Below are 14,948 nucleotides of genomic sequence, written 5' to 3' on the forward strand. Positions count from 1 at the left end.
GTCCACACCAGCCGCCACGACCGGGCCGCTGCGCCGCGTACCGGTGCAGGGTCGAAGTGTCGCGCGGGTACAGCGCATGTTGGACGCCTGCGCCGAACTCGTCGACGAGGTGGGGTACGAGGGTCTGACAACGACCCTGCTCGCCGAGCGTGCCGAGGTGGCGATCGGGTCGGTCTACCAGTTCTTCCCGGACAAGCGGGCGATCGTGCAGGCGTTGACCCTGCGCACGATGGAGTCCTACCTCCAGCGGCTCGACGAGCGGTTCGCCTCGGACGAGATGACCCACTGGTGGGACGGCGTCGACGCGGGGATCGATGAGTACATCACGATGCACCGCACCGTCCCCGGTTTCCGTACCCTGCACTTCGGCGACGTGGTCGACCTGCACCTGCTCGATGAGCAGCGGGACAACAACGGCGTGATCGCCGACCAGTTGGCTCGGGTGCTCACCGAGCGCTTCGGGCTGACCGACGTGCCGAAGCTGCGCTTCGTCCTGGAGATCGCGGTGGAGGCGGCCGACGCGCTGATCAAGCTCGCGTTCCGGCGGCAGCCCAACGGCGACGAGCGGGTGCTGCTCGAGGCGAAGGCGCTGATCCGGGAGTACCTGCACCGTCAGGTCGACGGACCGGAGAGCGAGCGGTACACCGCAGAGCAGCAGGCGACCCAGCCGGCCTGACCCGCCCGCGCCTTGGCTCGGCCGATGGGTCGGCAAGGCGCGGCGGGGTGGCGTCAGAGGAAGGCCAGCCCCTCGCCCCGGTAGGTGGGCACGGTCGCCACGATCGCGTCCCCCTCGACCAGGTGCAGTTCGTTGACCCGCTCGCACAACTCACCGGCCTTGGCATGCCGGAACCACACCCGGTCGCCGATGCGCAGGGTGGCCGCCGCCGCGCCGGAGAGCGGGGTCTGCACCTCACCGGCCCCCTCGCTGCCGACGAGCTTCAGGCCGGCCGGCAGCCACGGTCGGGGCAGTCGGCTGTCGGCGGCCGGGCCGGAGGCGATCCAGCCCCCGCCGAGCACGGTCGCCAGCTCGGGCGTCGGCCGACGGACCACCGCGCAGGCGAAGAACGCCGCCGGCGTGGGGCGCCAGGCCCGGTAGGCGTCGAACAGCGTCGGCCCGTACAGGCCCGATCCCGCGGTGACCTCGGTGACCGCGGGATCGGCGCTGGTCGCGGCCACGCTGCCGGTCCCGCCGCCGTTGACGAACTCCAGCTCGGCGTGCTCGCCCACCGCGGCCACCGCCGCGCTCCGGCGGGCCAGCAGCTCGCGGTACGACCCGCGCTGGGCCAGCCGGATCGCGCCGGCCAGCAGCGTCTGCCCCGGCGGCGCGTCGCCCAGGCCGGCGATCTGCGCCTCGTACGCCATGAGGCCGACCAGCCGGAAGCCGGCCCGACCGGCGACCGTGGCGGCGAGCACACCGGCCGCCCGCGCGCTGTGCACCGGTGAGCGGCGGACGCCGACGTGCACCCGCCCGCGCAGCGGTCGCCACGAGGCGTCCAGTTCGAGGCAGACCCGCAGCTCGGCGCGCTGCCCAGAGGGCTGCACGGCGTCGATCAGGTCGAGCTGCCCGGTGCCGTCGATCATCAGGGTGATCGCGGCGGCCAGCGCCGGGTCGGCGGCCAGCTCGGCGAGTGCCGCCCGGTCCACGCTCGGGTACGCGACCAGCACGTCGTCGCTCACTCCGGCGCGTACCAGCCAGATCGCCTCGGGCAGGGTGAACGCCATCACGCCCCGCCAGCCGGGTCGGGCGAGCGCCCGGCCGATCAGCTCCCGGCTGCGGACCGACTTGCTGGCCAGCCGGACCGGTTTGCCGGCGGCGCGGTCGGCCAGGGCGGCCGAGTTGGCGTCGAAGGCGGTGAGATCAACCACCGCGTACGGCGGGTCGAGGTGGGCGGTCGCCCGATCCAGGCGCTCGCGAAGTTTGTCGCTTTCTCTGGCCACGTGTGCACGCTAACTGTCCGACGGTGAATGCGAAATACCCTCGCGTACGTCCGGGCTGCGGCTGGTGCCTCTGGCGGCCTAGGCTCAGCGAGCAGGAGAATGTCGCCGGTGGGACGGCCCCCCACCGGGTCTAGAGTGTTCCACCGGAGGCGCCCAGCGATGGGCCGGCACGTGGAGGTACGGCCATCGAAAGCCAGAACAGCGGCGAGTCGCACGGCGTGTCGCGCTCGGGCGATCAGTCGGGCAACGCCGCCAACCAGTCCAACGGTGCCCAGGTGGACCCGTCCGGCTACGCCGCGATCCGCTCCGTGCTGCGGATCCGGCCGTTCCGCCGGCTCTGGATCGTCCTCGGTGCGGCCTCCTTCGGTGACTGGCTCGGCCTGCTGGCCACCTCGGTCTTCGCCGCCTCCCAGGTGCAGGGCAGCACCGCAAAGGGCGCGGCCTTCGGTGGTGTCATCGCCATCCGGCTGCTGCCCGCGCTGGTGCTCGGCCCGGTCGCCGGCGTGCTCGCCGACCGGTTCGACCGGCGCTGGACGATGGTCATCTGCGACCTGCTCCGGTTCGTGCTCTTCGCCTCGATTCCGCTGGTGGCGCTGGCCGGCGCCAGCGGCGCGGTGGTGGTTCTGTGGGCGACCATCGCCACGTTCCTGATCGAGTCGATCACGCTGATCTGGATCCCAGCCAAGGAAGCGGCGGTCCCCAACCTGATCCCGCGCGCCCGGCTGGAGGCGGCCAACCAGCTCACGCTGATCACCACCTACGGCCTGACCCCGGTGCTCGCCGCGCTGGTCAGCGCCGTTCTGGACCGCAGCGTTCGGGGCGTGACCGGCGGCAACTTCCCGAACTGGGCCGAACCGGCCCAACTGGCGCTCTGGTTCAACTCCTTCTCCCGGCTGGCCACCGCACTGGTCGTCGCGTTCGGCATCAAGGAGATCAGCCAGGGGCAGACCGCCGAGGGCGACCGTCACGAGCAGAGCATGCTGCGCCAGTTCAAGGAGGGCTGGCAGTTCATCGGCCAGACCCCGCTGGTGCGCGGGCTGGTCCTCGGCATCCTGGGCGCGTTCGCCGGCGGCGGCATCGTCATCGGCACCGCGAAGTTCTTCGCCAGCTCGCTTGGTGCTGGTGACGCCGCGTTCTCGCTGCTCTTCGGCGCGATCTTCGTCGGTCTGGCGGTCGGCATCGGCCTCGGCCCGATGATCGTCAAGGAAATGTCCCGGCGTCGCTGGTTCGGCATGAGCATCGTGCTCGCCAGCGCCGCCGTGATGACCCTCGCCTTCGCCATCCACCTGTCCATGGCGATCGTCGGCGCGGTGCTGGTCGGCGCCGGCGCCGGAATGGCCTTCCTGGCCGGCACCACCCTGCTCGGCGGCGAGATCAAGGACGAGGTGCGAGGCCGGGTCTTCGCCGTGGTGCAGATCGGCACCCGACTGGTGCTGATCCTGGCCATCGCGCTGAGCAGCCTGCTCGCCGGTGTCGGCGGCTCCCGCAAGCTGGAGATCGCCGACCTGGGCCTGTCCATCTCGTCGACCCGGCTGCTGCTGCTCGCCGCTGGTGCCGCCGGCATCTTCGCCGGCATCAGCGCGTTCGGCCAGATGGACGACAAGAAGGGCGTCCCCGTCCTGGCCGACCTCTGGGGCTCGATCCGGGGTCGCCCGCTGATGCCCTCCGAGCCGTTCGTCTCCGCCGGGCTGTTCGTGGTGTTCGAGGGCGGCGAGGGTGCCGGCAAGTCCACCCAGCTCGCCGCGCTCGCCGAGCGGCTGCGCGGCAAGGGACGCGACGTCGTGGTCACCCGCGAGCCGGGCGCGACCGCGGTCGGTCAGCGGATCCGGTCGCTGGTGCTGGACACCTCCGGCGACGAGGCGCCCTCGCCACGGGCCGAGGCGCTGCTCTACGCCGCCGACCGGGCGCACCACGTGGCCGCCGTGGTCCGGCCCGCGCTGGTCCGGGGTGGTGTGGTGATCAGCGACCGGTACGTCGACTCGTCCCTGGCCTACCAGGGCGCCGGGCGGACACTCCCGGTCGACGAGGTCTCCTGGCTCTCCTCCTGGGCCACCGGCGGGCTCAAGCCCGACCTGGTGGTGCTGCTGGACGTCGAGCCGCAGACCGGCCTGTCCCGGGTGGCCTCCCGCAGCGCGGGCGCCGACCGGCTGGAGGCCGAGTCGGTGGCCTTCCACGAGCGCGTTCGGTACGCCTTCCTCGACCTCGCCGCCGCCGACCCGAAGCGCTACCTGGTGCTCGACGCGTCCCGGCCGGCCGAGGAGATCACCGGGCAGGTGGTCCGTCGGATCGAGGAGATGCTCGGCAAGCCGGGTGGCATCGTGCACCCCCGTCCGGCTCACGGCCCGGACACCTCGGTGCAGCCTGAGTTATCCGACGCGGAGCTGGTGACGATGGAGCATCGGACCTGATGCCGGACGTCTTCGCCGACCTGGTCGGTCAGGACGAGGCGGTGGACGAGCTGCGCCGGGCAGCCGCCGCCGCGGCGGCCGTGCTGCGCGCCGGCGCAGCCGCTCGGGAGCCCGCGCTGATCGCCGCCGGCCCGGCCAGCGGTGCCACGCCCGACGGGGTGGACCCATCCACCGGGATGACCCACGCCTGGATCTTCACCGGGCCGCCCGGCTCCGGCCGCTCGGTCGCCGCGCGGGCCTTCGCCGCCGCCCTGCAGTGCGTACACGGCACCGGCTGCGGCGAGTGCCCCGGCTGCCACACCACGATGGGCGGTACGCACGCCGACGTCCGGCTGGTCGTGCCGGAAGGGCTCTCCATCGGTGTCGGTGAGATGCGCGCGCTGGTGCTCCGGGCGGCCAGTACCCCGTCCGGCGGGCGCTGGCAGGTGGTGGTCATCGAGGACGCCGACCGGCTCACCGAGGCGGCCGGCAACGCGCTGCTCAAGGCGATCGAGGAGCCTCCGCCGCGTACCGTGTTCCTGCTCTGCGCCCCGTCCACCCACCCGGATGACATCTCGGTGACCATCCGGTCGCGCTGTCGGGTCGTACCCCTGCGGCAGCCGCCGGCCACAGCGGTGGCCGAGGTGCTGGTCCGTCGGGACGGCATCGCGCCCGACGTGGCCCAGTGGGCTGCGGCGGCCGCGCAGGGGCACGTGGGTCGGGCCCGTCGGCTGGCCCGCGACCCGGAGGCCCGTAAGCGGCGTGAGGCGGTGCTCGCCGTTCCACGCCGGCTGACCGGCGTCGGCGCGGCGTTCGACGCGGCCTCCGCGCTGATCGAGGCGGCCGAGGCGGAGGCCGAGGCGTCGGTCGCCGAGGCCGACACGACCGAGCGGGCGGCGCTGGAGATGGCGCTCGGCGCGGGCGGCACCGGCCGGGGCGCGGCCGGCGCTGTTCGGGGCGCCGCCGGGCAGCTCAAGGAGCTGGAGAAGCGACAGAAGTCGCGGGCCACCCGAGCCCAGCGGGACGCGCTGGACCGGGCCCTGGTCGACCTGGCCGGCTTCTACCGGGACGCGCTCACCATGGCGCTGCGCGCCCCCGTCGCCCCGGTGCACACCGACACCGCCGCGCTGGCCGGCGCCGGAGCGCAGAAGTGGGACGCCGAGGGATCGCTGCGCCGGCTGGAGGCCGTGCTGGCATGCCGGGCGGCGATCGAGGCGAACGTCAAGCCGCGGATCGCGGTCGAGGCGATGATGCTCGCCCTCTGGAAGGGCTGACCCGCAGCTCCCGACCCCTGGTCCCACCGGGCGGACCGGTCATCCACAGGCATCGACATGCGCGATTGCTGTGCGGTACGGTCCGATGTGCCGTGGTGACGGTGGCAGCACGCAGAGTGAGGGATCATCCGGGAGGAGTCGGCCGATGCCGCGGGGCGAGATCGACGAAGCCTGGATCGAGGAGGCGGTGCGGCGCTACCGCCGCATCGAGTCGCTCCAGGCCGAGTTCGACCAGGCGGTGTCGACCGTCGAGGTCACCGTCCGGTCGCCGGACGGGCTGGTCGAGGTGGTGGTCACCGCCGGTGGGCGGATCACCGACGTCCGGTTCCTCGGTCCGCTGCACAGCCGCAGCCCACGGGACGTGGCCGGCTCCGTGCAGGCAGCGGTCACCGCGGCGGCCGACGCCGCCGAGTGGGCTCGGGAAAAGCTGCACAACGAGACCTTCGCCGCCTACCGACCGCTCGCGGGAGCCTGAGATGGAGACACTGCGCGGGCTCTCCGCCCGGCTGGACGAGGCGAGCGCCACGCTCACCGCCCTGTCCCGCACGGTCACCGCCAGCGATCCGGCCCAGACCGCGTTCGGCGCCGACGCCCCCGGCCGGCCCGGTGAGATCGGCCGCGCGCTGCACCGGCAGTGGACCGTCGCCACCGACGACCGGTCCCGCGAGGCGCGGGCCGCCGCCGGCCGGCTGGCCGCCGCCGCAGCAGCCGTACGCGAGGCCGCCGACCGCTACGGCGAGGTCGACCGGGCCGCCCGCCGCCGGATCACCGGAGAGCCGTGATGGACCCGTTGGACCGGCTCGCCGAGCCCGGCCTGGACCTGCTGCGCCGGGTGGACACTCTGCTCGCCGCCGGTGTCCCCGAGGGACACCGGGTCTGGCCGCTGCTACGCCGGATGCAGGTGCTCCCCGGCGACGCGGTCCGCGGCTTCCTCGACCTCCACCCGGCGCCGCTCGCCGGCGCCGGGCGCGCGGTGCGCCGGCTGGTCCGGGGCTACGACGACGTCTCCGCCGCGCTCACCGACCCGGTGCTCTGGTCCGGCCCGGCCGCCTCGGCGTACGGGCAGGAGCGGGCCGCGCTGCTGCGCCACCTCGACGAGGGGCCGGAGAGCCTGGTCGGGCGTCTGGAGTCCACCGCCGGGTACGCCGACGCGCTCGCCGACTGGGTCGAGGGCAGCCGCCTCGCCCTGGCCCGGACGCTGGCCGACGTGCTCCGCTCGGCCGAGGCGGTCAGCGTGGTCGCCGCCACCGCGACCGGCGCACCGCCCCGGCACGGGCCGGTCGGGCCCGGGGTGGCCGACGCGGCCGAGATCGCCGCGCGGGTGCTGGCGGTGCTCTGCGTCGCGTACGACGGTGCGGAGACGCTGCTGCGCCAGTGGGCGCCGAGCTTGGCCGAGTCCGCCTGGCGGCCGTCGACAGACGGTCGGCCCCACTACGGTCAGCCCACCCGGGTCGGCTGGTAGCCGGGCCACCAGGCCCCGGACAGGCCACGACGTCGCTCGCGGGCACCTGGCCTGAGCCGGCACCGGCGGCGACGCCGTGGTCTTCCCCCTGCACCCCCCGCAGGTCTGCCTCCACTCAACGCCGCCCGGACGCGTTTGTCCCCTGCCCTGGCCCGGATTCAACCGTCCGGGCGAGGTGCAACGGCACGACGGGGTGGCCCGGCAATCGGTCAAGTCGACGGTCATGGATGGCAGCGGGGCGTAGTTGGTTGGCGACGGCCGGCGCGCGCTTCACCGGTGATCCGTCGTAGGGTGGGGACATGGGCATGCTCTGTGCGGTCAGCTTCAACCGGTACGGGCGCCTCTACTACCTCGACCCCGGTGAGTTGCGCCCGCAGGTCGGCGACAAGGTGCTGGTGCCCACCGACGACGGGCCCGAGGTGGCCGAGTGCGTCTGGGCCGCCCAGTGGGTGACGGAGGAGACCGACGGCTTTCCCCAGCTGGTGGGGCTGGCCGGCGACGACGACCTGCACCGGGACGAGACGCTGCGCCGGCGCAAGGCCGAGGCCAAGGTGGCCGCGAAGCGGCTGATCCGCGCGCACGGCCTACCGATGAAGGTGGTGGCCGTCGACCACGTGCTCGGCTCCACCGACGGCGGCGGCGAGCGCAGCACCGTCTACTTCACCGCCCCGCACCGGGTGGACTTCCGATCCCTGGTCCGCGACCTGGGCGCCACCCTGCACTGTCGGGTCGAGCTACGGCAGCTCTCCGCACGGGATTCGGCGCGGGTGCAGGGCGGCATCGGTTCGTGCGGCCGGGACCTGTGCTGCGCCACGTTCCTCACCGACTTCGAGCCGGTGACCATCCGGATGGCCAAGGACCAGGACCTGCCGCTGAACCCGCTGCGCATCTCCGGCGCCTGTGGCCGGCTGATGTGCTGCCTGAAGTACGAGCATCCTCTGTACGCCGATAGCAGCAATTACCCGACGTCCGGTCAGCGGGTCGAGACACCAGAGGGTCAGGCGAAGGTCGTGTCCCGGCACCCCCCGAGCGAGACGGTCACCGTCCGGCAGCTCTCCGACGGAGCCCTCAAACGGTGCGCCCTGTCCGATGTCTGCGGATCGCGCCGCGCCTACGAGGACCAGTCTTCGACGTAGCGCACAAGTTCGGGCAGCGAGCCCGGCCAGTGCGGTCGCGCAGCCGGGGCGGCGAGCGAGCGCCCGGCAGGGAGGTATGACCCTTGGGTCAGGCCGTCCCTAGTCCTCGCCCCCGCCACCTGCTCACGTACGGTGACGAGTCGCGCAGCCAGGACCTCGCGGATCGCGGCATGTCCGGATGACCGTTCGCAGGGGCGGACATCTGATTATCGAGGCACTACTGCTCGCAGCGCCGACGCGCGAGATGGACGATGATGTCGGCGGCAATCTCGACCGTCTCAGGCAGGACCTGCATGATCCGGCTATATACCTGCTCTTGCTCCGAGATCGGCAATTCGAGATAAGCCGAGATGGTCGAGAGATGGCCAACGTAGTCGCGAGTACTCATCGTCAAGCGCCGCTCGATCACGGACTGCTGAACATCGGCGAACCACTCAGACCGTTGGAGCTCCGTACCCGGCCACTGCATGTCATGCCCCGGAGGCGTCCCATCTGGAGACGGAACCTCGTCGCTCTCCAAGAACGGGGCCCGGGCCGCGCGAGCAGCTTCCTCCACAGCCGGGTCAGCCAGCTGGACTGGTCCACCGAACGAGGCAAACACGCCACCCGGCTCCAGCAGCGCGGCCATGCGCGACCACCGACCCTCCGGGTTCGTCCAATGCAGCGCCGCTGCCGCATAAACCAGCCCGTAGCTCTCGCCCGGTCGCAAGTCCTCGAACGCGGCTTGCACGGTCTTGACGTCTGCTCGTACGTGCTTACGCAGCTCGGCGAGCATGGCCCCGTCAGGCTCGGTCGCGGTGACCGTGACCCCCCGTTGAGCGAACAGACGGGTTGCTTTGCCTGTCCCAGCGCCAATCTCGAGGGCAGTCCGAACCGGCTGACCCGCGTACGTCATCACCATGTCGAAAAGCCCCACGGGATACCCCGGCCGGAACCGTTCGTATGCTTCCGCCATCACTCCGAAGCTCAGCGCACGACCAGACATGCCGAGCATCCTGACACGATCTGCGCCCTCAATCCCCGGTCTTTTCGCGCCAGCGGCCACCCCGACGACGAGCAGGATCACGCCCAGGGCGAGGCGCTCGACGCGCTCGGATCGGCTCATGCCGCACCTCCGAGAGCCTCGCTGCGGCAGGGCCCGCAGTTGTGGGCAGGGGAGCCCCGGTGCTTCGGGCACTGGTCGCCCGCCACGGGTAGAGCGGCACCCCGCCGCTTGGGTACGCGGGTACGTCGGTCGGCTTGCTCCTCGGAAGGAATCGACGCCAGTCCCGTGCGTGCTGGGGTGGTCGGCCACAGCGTCCCCCGCGACGCGGTGACGGTCCGGCTGGACGCCGACGGCTCCCGCTGCTCCTGCTCCCGCGCCTCCGTCTGCGCCCCCCGCCAAGCCCACGACCAGCACTACACCCCCTAACCCTCCACCGGTCCTGCCGCCCTCGCCCGCCCCCGCCCTCTCCCCGCCCGGTGATCATGAAGTTGTTGCCCGGCGGACCGGCGTGTCGCAGCAATAACTTCATGGTCAACGGCTGCGACGGGGCCTTAGGGCAAGGTGACGGGGGGTTCGGCCAGGCGGGCGGTCAGGGGGGTCTTCGGGGCCAGCCAGCTGGCGGTGGGGGTCTCGTCGGGGTTGGGTTGCCAGTCACGGGCGACCCGGTCGACCGCGATCGGGTAGATGGTCAGCGTGCCGTCCGGGTCGATGCGCAGCCGGAGGAACGACTTGGAGTCCTCAATGCCCTGACCGGCGAAGAGTTCGTTGACGTTCACCCCGAACGACGCCGCCACCAGCAGGTACGCCGCCAACAGTTGGCTGGCCACCAGGCCGATCACCGGACCGTAGAGCACCGCCGCGGCGACCAGAGGCAGCGGCCATGGCCAGTCGTAGAACGGCAGTGCCAACCAGACCCACGCGCCGGCGGCAGCCAGCCCGACGTGCGCCAGGCCGTGGGTGACGCCGAGAATCCAGTGCCGCGCGTGCCGCTTGCCGCTGGCGCTGGGCGGCTTGGCGAACAGGGCCGCCGCCAGCACCGTCACGAGCAGCATCACCACCAGCGGGACGCTGAACAGCCGTTGCTCGGTGGTGTCCGCCCAGTTCGCCGCCGCGCCCGCCATGGCCAGCATCAGCAGTGTGTGCAGGGTGCCGAGCAGGGTGGTGAAGCCGGGATTGCGGAACGGCAGTCGGGTGAAGATGCCCCAGCCGTAGCGGCGGGAGCGGGCCGCGTCCGGATAGCGGGCCACCAGGTCGTACGGCTGGGTGCGGCTGGCCCGGCGGGCCAGGGTGTCCCGAGGCGGTACCTCGATACGCTCCGCCAGCTTGTGGGTGGGGTAGAGGTACGCGCCGCCGCCGCCGCACGTGATCAGTTGCCGGTCCGGCCCGGCGTAGCGGGCGTAGTGGTGCAGGTCGCCCGAGAGCAGCAGCCGGACCCGTGCCCCGGTCGGGTCGATGATCGTCCGGATGAAGTAGTCGATCGAGTCGTACGCCGTCGGTTGGTCGACGGCCTTGACCCAGGTCGGCGCCGGCGCCGCGATGATCACCTTCGACTCCGGGCCGAGCCGCCGGGCCACCTCGTCGAAGTAGGCCAGCTGCGGGTCGTCCAGGTACGAGCCGGACTGGTCGTCCACGCCGAGCAGCCACCAGCCTGCCGGCAGCTCCACGGCGAAGTACGACCGCGACTGCCCGGTGCCCCAGCCGCCGAAGTGTCGGTCTCGGGAGCGGACGAACAGCCGCAGGAAGGCGGTCAGGCCGTCGTACCAGTCGTGGTTGCCCGGCACCGCGTAGAGAGTGGGCCGCTCCGGCGGGGTCCCCGGCAGCGCGGCCTGGTAGGGGCCCTTGCACCGGTTCTCGTACTCCTCGTAGGCCGCCGACGGGTACACCTGATCGCCGCCCATCATCAGGGTCTGCGCCCGGGGCAGCCGGTGCCCGTCCACGGTCAGCTCCTGCTGTGCCAGCAGGTAGGCGACCGAGTAGGTGGCGTTGAAGCCGTCACCCAGGTCGGCCACGTAGTCGAGCCAGAGCCCGCCATCCGGCCCGACCTGGCGGAAGATGTCGTCGCCGAAAGCGTTCTGCAGCTCGCGCTTGTCCAGGTACGCCCCGAACAGCACCGCCAGCAGCGTCCGGATGCCGGTGCTGATCAGCAGGAACGGGGCCAGCCACGGCACCGGCTTGCGTGGGGTGAAACCCAGCTCCAGCGGGTCCGTGGTGCGCGGGCGGTGGGCGGCCCGCTCCCCGGCCGGCGCACCGTCGGGACGTCCGTCCGCCGGGTCCTGCTGGTCGGGGTCGTCGAGGGGGGCGTGATCGTCGCTCACCCGCCGCAGCGTAGTCCCGACCTCGATGATCCGCCGTCCGGTAAGCGTCCAGATGGCAGCCGGTGTCCGGTTGGAGGCACCGCACTCGGTGGGGGTATCCCGTTCGGTTGGTGGCCGTGCGGTGCCGTACACTTGCTGATCGTTGCCGCCTTAGCTCAGTCGGCTAGAGCGACGCACTCGTAATGCGTAGGTCGACGGTTCGATTCCGTCAGGCGGCTCCACAGAAAGGCCCAGGTCAACGGCTAGTTCGCCGATCATGACCTGGGCCTTTTGCTTGCCGCCGAGTGGCCGAGCAGCCAAGCGAGCAGCCAAGCTTCACTCACCCCCCGACCACAGCGCCCCCTCCAGGCGCGACGCGGCTTCACGCGCAATCTCAGGCGCGACATGGGCGTAGATGTTGAGGGTCACGCTGATCTGCGAATGGCCGAGGATCTCCATGACCACGCGGGCGGGCACGCCCTGGGCGAGGAGGACGCTGGCCGCTGTGTGGCGGAGGTCGTGCAACCGCAGTAAGAGACCACCCGCGATCAGGCTGCCTCCAGCTCCACGCCCGCTGCTACGACAGCGAACGGGTGAAGGTCTCCCACCTCCACTCGATCGATAGCGCCTCGTGGCGCACGATGCCGTTCCACCAGCGGCCCTGCACCTCCACCAGTTCACTCTAGTCGAACAGACGTTCGACCCAGCTTGCGGCCGGCAGGTTGGCGCTCCAATTTCTGTCCAGACCCTCGGGTCACGGCGCCTGGGCAGGCGGGGAGCAACGACCGGCGCTTGGTTAGGCCTCTGAGTGGCGATCTGGCGCATCGTCTTGTCGGCACCGGTGGGCGCGGCGGCGTGGTACGACTGCTTCAACACCAGTACAAAGCTGACAGAACGGGCGAGCCGATGACGACGAGCAGGGCGGGCGAGCTGCTACGGAGGCCCGGGGATCCGCAGCGGGCGACGTTCCTGGAACTGTTCTTCGACCTGGCGTTGATCTTCGCGCTCATGCAGCTCTCGCGCGGGCTGATCGAGAATCTCGCGTGGAGCGGCGCCTTGCAGACGGTGGTGCTGCTGCTGGCCGTGTGGTGGGTCTGGTTCACCACGGCGGCGATCACCGACAGGTTCGACCCGCAACGACCGGCGATACAGCTGCTGGTCATCGCGACCCTGGTCGGTAGCCTCGTGATGGGCGCCGCGCTGACCGAGGCATTCCGCGATACAGGCCTGATCTTCGCAGGCGCGACCGTCGTCATCCACATCGGCCGCGGCCTCTTCCTCCTGATCGCCCTGCGTGGCCACGAGATGCGGCGCACCGTCGGGCGTTTACTGTTCTGGTCCGGTGTGTCCGCGGTGCCGTGGATCGCGGGGGCGCTCGCGCACGGTACGACGCGTGGGGCGCTGTGGACACTCGCGGTGGCCGTGCAATACGCCGCATACGCGCTCGGTTTCCCCACGCCGGGGCTGGGCCGCGCGCCCAGGTCGGAGTTGCCGAACGTGGCCGAGCACCTGGCCGAGCGCTACCGGCAGTTCTTCATCATCGCGCTCGGCGAGTTGATCCTGATCACCGGACTGGCGTTTAATCGCAGCGGCTTCGCGGCTGACCGGAGCGCGGCGTTCGTGGTGTCGATCGCCACCACCGTGCTGCTGTGGCGGATCTACATCTACCGCGCCGGAGAGTTGCTCTCCGCAGCCATCGCAGCGGCCGCTGACCCGGCCCGCCTTGCCCGATCGGCGTCAATCGCCCACCTGGTCATGGTGGCCGGTATCGTCGTCACCGCCGCCGGCAACGAACTCGTCATCGCCCACCCGTTCGGGCACACACAGCCGGCCTGGATCGCCGTCATCCTCGGCGGACCCGCGCTATTCCTGGCCGGGCGTGCCCGCTTCGAATACGCGGTCTTCGGCCGCGTCTCTCGGGATCGGCCGATCGGGCTGCTCGTGCTGGCCGCCCTGACACCGGCGATGCTCCACGTGCCGCCGCTCCTGGTCGCCCTCGCCGCCACCGCAGTCCTAGCCGGGATCGCCATCTCCGACACCACCCGGGCCCGAGGACACCCACCCGAGCAACCGTCGCCACCAGGCGCACCATCGTGACAGGTCGCGGGCAGCTACCTCCGGCCCGATCCACACAGAATCCCGGCCGGCCGCCGGCATGTCAGCCGCAGGCATGTCGGGCGCCTGCTGTCTAGTCGGGCACCGGCTCTAAAACTGACGGACATCGTTGACACCCGGGTCGTCCGGCGACTACAGAGACCATCTATGTCTACCCCTCACCCTCCCTCGATCGTGAGGCCAAGCGGCGCCTCGCGATCATCCGCCACGTCGAAGAGGTCAGCGGCAACGTCGCGCTGACCTGCCGGTACTACGGGATCAGCCGGCAGGCGTACTACATCTGGTACCGCCGCTACCAGGCCGAAGGCGTCGACGGGCTACGCAGCCGATCCAAGCGGCCCAAGACCAGCCCCAACGCGTAATGCGTAGGTCGACGGTTCGATTCCGTCAGGCGGCTCGGTACCGAAGCCCAGGTCATCGACCTGGGCTTCGCCATTTCACCACTTACCGGTGGCGGACCCTCAGCGTCGCCCCAGGACCTCGGCGACCCGCATGAACCCGTCAGTGCCGTGGCCCAGTCCGATGGCGCGGCGGGCCAGGCCCTCGGCCGCGCGCATCACGCCCGCGTCGATGCCGTGGGCTTCGGAGGTGTGCACGATATGAGCCATGGACGACACCGTCGAGGTGATCGGGTTGCCCTCGCCGGAGAAGCTGCCACGGTCCACCTCCTCCGCGGCCTCCTCGAAAATCGGAGGCAGGATCGTGGCGATGCCCTTGGCGAACGGTGCCAGCTCCCTCGCGGTGACACCCTCGACCTTCGCCACCGCCAGTGCGTGCGCGTAGCCCGCCATCGCGGTCCAGAAGATGTCGAGCAGCGCGATGTCGTACGCCGCCGCTCGGCCGATCTCCTCGCCGAGGTGGGTGTGGGTGCCGCCCAACGCGTCCAGCACCGGCTGGTGCTCGGCATAGAGTTCCGTTGGGCCGCTGTGGATAAGCACCGCGTGCGGCGTTCCGATGGTGGTGATCGGCGTCATGATGGCACCGTCGAGGTATCGGACGCCGTGCTTGGCCGCCCAGTCCGCGGTGTCCCGGGCTCGGTCCGGAGTGTCGGCGGTCAGGTTCACCACGGTGCGCCCCTTGAGCGCATCGGTGACCGCGTCACGTCGCAGGATGGCGTCCGACGCGTCGTAGTTCACCACACAGACCACGGTCAACCCACTAGCGGCGACCGCCTCCTCGACCGACCGGGCGCTGACCGCGCCCCGCTCGACTAGCTCCCGATCCCGGCCAGGGGTCCGGTTCCAGACCGTGGTCTGCAGACCGGCGTCCAGGAATGCGCCGGCGAGGGACCGCCCCATCGGTCCCAGACCGAGCACGGTGACAGACTTTTCGGTGTACGAGGACATGCTTGACTCCC

General features: G+C 71.5%; 14 protein-coding genes, 1 tRNA gene and 1 pseudogene. 11 read left to right on the plus strand and 5 right to left on the minus strand.

The genetic code is table 11. The features are described 5' to 3' along the window. Positions 1-76 precede the first annotated feature (76 nt). Complete coding sequence (locus OG470_RS09380; RefSeq protein WP_328426243.1) at positions 77-676, plus strand: TetR family transcriptional regulator; 600 nt, start codon at positions 77-79, stop codon at positions 674-676. A gap of 53 nt (positions 677-729) precedes the next feature. On the opposite strand, the gene OG470_RS09385 is transcribed toward OG470_RS09380, so the two are convergent. Next, positions 730-1,938 (minus strand): amino acid deaminase/aldolase, encoded by a 1,209-nt coding sequence (locus OG470_RS09385; protein ID WP_328422745.1) that lies wholly within the window; start codon positions 1,936-1,938, stop codon positions 730-732. Between the two features lie 308 nt (positions 1,939-2,246). Between OG470_RS09385 and tmk the strand changes: the two genes are divergently transcribed. The 6 genes from tmk to OG470_RS09415 all read left to right on the plus strand — a co-directional run bounded on the left by tmk (position 2,247) and on the right by OG470_RS09415 (position 8,197). Then, complete coding sequence (gene tmk / locus OG470_RS09390) at positions 2,247-4,346, plus strand: dTMP kinase (RefSeq protein ID WP_328426245.1); 2,100 nt, start codon at positions 2,247-2,249, stop codon at positions 4,344-4,346. Next, positions 4,346-5,599 (plus strand): DNA polymerase III subunit delta', encoded by a 1,254-nt coding sequence (locus OG470_RS09395; protein ID WP_328422747.1) that lies wholly within the window; start codon positions 4,346-4,348, stop codon positions 5,597-5,599. The genes tmk and OG470_RS09395 overlap by 1 nt, the downstream gene beginning before the upstream one ends. Positions 5,600-5,744: 145 nt before the next feature. Beyond that, positions 5,745-6,074 carry a YbaB/EbfC family nucleoid-associated protein gene (locus tag OG470_RS09400; protein WP_053659404.1) on the plus strand — a complete coding sequence of 110 codons (330 nt, stop codon included), beginning with the start codon at positions 5,745-5,747 and terminating at the stop codon, positions 6,072-6,074. A 1-nt stretch (position 6,075) separates the two neighbouring features. Next, positions 6,076-6,381: a hypothetical protein gene (locus OG470_RS09405; RefSeq protein ID WP_328422752.1), complete on the plus strand. Its 306-nt coding sequence runs from the start codon at positions 6,076-6,078 to the stop codon at positions 6,379-6,381. Continuing rightward, entirely contained in the window at positions 6,381-7,061 is a 681-nt protein-coding gene (locus OG470_RS09410) for a hypothetical protein (RefSeq protein ID WP_328422754.1), read from the plus strand. The genes OG470_RS09405 and OG470_RS09410 overlap by 1 nt, the downstream gene beginning before the upstream one ends. A gap of 299 nt (positions 7,062-7,360) precedes the next feature. Then, positions 7,361-8,197 (plus strand): PSP1 domain-containing protein, encoded by an 837-nt coding sequence (locus OG470_RS09415; RefSeq protein ID WP_328422756.1) that lies wholly within the window; start codon positions 7,361-7,363, stop codon positions 8,195-8,197. A gap of 217 nt (positions 8,198-8,414) precedes the next feature. On the opposite strand, the gene OG470_RS09420 is transcribed toward OG470_RS09415, so the two are convergent. After that, positions 8,415-9,302, minus strand: a complete 888-nt coding sequence (locus tag OG470_RS09420; RefSeq protein WP_328422758.1) for a class I SAM-dependent methyltransferase — start codon at positions 9,300-9,302, stop codon at positions 8,415-8,417. 177 nt (positions 9,303-9,479) lie between these two features. On the opposite strand from OG470_RS09420, the pseudogene OG470_RS09425 reads away from it, so the two are divergent. Beyond that, positions 9,480-9,608 (plus strand): annotated as a pseudogene (locus OG470_RS09425) (regulatory iron-sulfur-containing complex subunit RicT); the annotation flags it as partial. A gap of 125 nt (positions 9,609-9,733) precedes the next feature. Here OG470_RS09425 and OG470_RS09430 read toward each other — a convergent pair. Beyond that, the gene (locus OG470_RS09430) at positions 9,734-11,551 is read right to left on the minus strand and encodes a metallophosphoesterase family protein (protein WP_442931183.1); all 1,818 of its coding nucleotides are present in this window, start codon (positions 11,549-11,551) and stop codon (positions 9,734-9,736) included. Positions 11,552-11,641: 90 nt separating this feature from the next. On the opposite strand from OG470_RS09430, the gene OG470_RS09435 reads away from it, so the two are divergent. After that, a tRNA-Thr gene (locus OG470_RS09435) sits at positions 11,642-11,718 on the plus strand. A gap of 94 nt (positions 11,719-11,812) precedes the next feature. On the opposite strand, the gene OG470_RS09440 is transcribed toward OG470_RS09435, so the two are convergent. Next, positions 11,813-12,001 (minus strand): tyrosine-type recombinase/integrase, encoded by a 189-nt coding sequence (locus tag OG470_RS09440; RefSeq protein ID WP_328422762.1) that lies wholly within the window; start codon positions 11,999-12,001, stop codon positions 11,813-11,815. 183 nt (positions 12,002-12,184) lie between these two features. Here OG470_RS09440 and OG470_RS09445 point away from each other — a divergent pair, with 183 nt between their 5' ends. Together OG470_RS09445 and OG470_RS09450 are read left to right on the plus strand one after the other, a co-directional pair. Further along, the gene (locus OG470_RS09445) at positions 12,185-13,573 is read left to right on the plus strand and encodes a low temperature requirement protein A (RefSeq protein WP_328422764.1); all 1,389 of its coding nucleotides are present in this window, start codon (positions 12,185-12,187) and stop codon (positions 13,571-13,573) included. A gap of 161 nt (positions 13,574-13,734) precedes the next feature. Beyond that, the gene (locus tag OG470_RS09450; protein ID WP_328426247.1) at positions 13,735-13,953 is read left to right on the plus strand and encodes a helix-turn-helix domain-containing protein; all 219 of its coding nucleotides are present in this window, start codon (positions 13,735-13,737) and stop codon (positions 13,951-13,953) included. 99 nt (positions 13,954-14,052) lie between these two features. Here OG470_RS09450 and OG470_RS09455 read toward each other — a convergent pair whose 3' ends face one another. Further along, positions 14,053-14,937, minus strand: a complete 885-nt coding sequence (locus OG470_RS09455; protein ID WP_328422766.1) for an NAD(P)-dependent oxidoreductase — start codon at positions 14,935-14,937, stop codon at positions 14,053-14,055. Positions 14,938-14,948 lie beyond the last annotated feature (11 nt).

The sequence above is a fragment of the Micromonospora sp. NBC_00389 genome, assembly GCF_036059255.1.
Taxonomy (GTDB): domain Bacteria; phylum Actinomycetota; class Actinomycetes; order Mycobacteriales; family Micromonosporaceae; genus Micromonospora.

What these genes read in the sequence shown, in the direction of transcription:
- OG470_RS09380 (WP_328426243.1), top strand. Translation starts at nt 77, where the DNA reads ATGTTGGACGCCTGCGCCGAACTCGTCGACGAGGTGGGGTACGAGGGT.
- OG470_RS09395 (WP_328422747.1), top strand. Translation starts at nt 4,346, where the DNA reads ATGCCGGACGTCTTCGCCGACCTGGTCGGTCAGGACGAGGCGGTGGAC.
- OG470_RS09400 (WP_053659404.1), top strand. Translation starts at nt 5,745, where the DNA reads ATGCCGCGGGGCGAGATCGACGAAGCCTGGATCGAGGAGGCGGTGCGG.
- OG470_RS09405 (WP_328422752.1), top strand. Translation starts at nt 6,076, where the DNA reads ATGGAGACACTGCGCGGGCTCTCCGCCCGGCTGGACGAGGCGAGCGCC.
- OG470_RS09410 (WP_328422754.1), top strand. Translation starts at nt 6,381, where the DNA reads ATGGACCCGTTGGACCGGCTCGCCGAGCCCGGCCTGGACCTGCTGCGC.
- OG470_RS09415 (WP_328422756.1), top strand. Translation starts at nt 7,361, where the DNA reads ATGGGCATGCTCTGTGCGGTCAGCTTCAACCGGTACGGGCGCCTCTAC.
- OG470_RS09420 (WP_328422758.1), bottom strand. Translation starts at nt 9,302, where the DNA reads ATGAGCCGATCCGAGCGCGTCGAGCGCCTCGCCCTGGGCGTGATCCTG.
- OG470_RS09455 (WP_328422766.1), bottom strand. Translation starts at nt 14,937, where the DNA reads ATGTCCTCGTACACCGAAAAGTCTGTCACCGTGCTCGGTCTGGGACCG.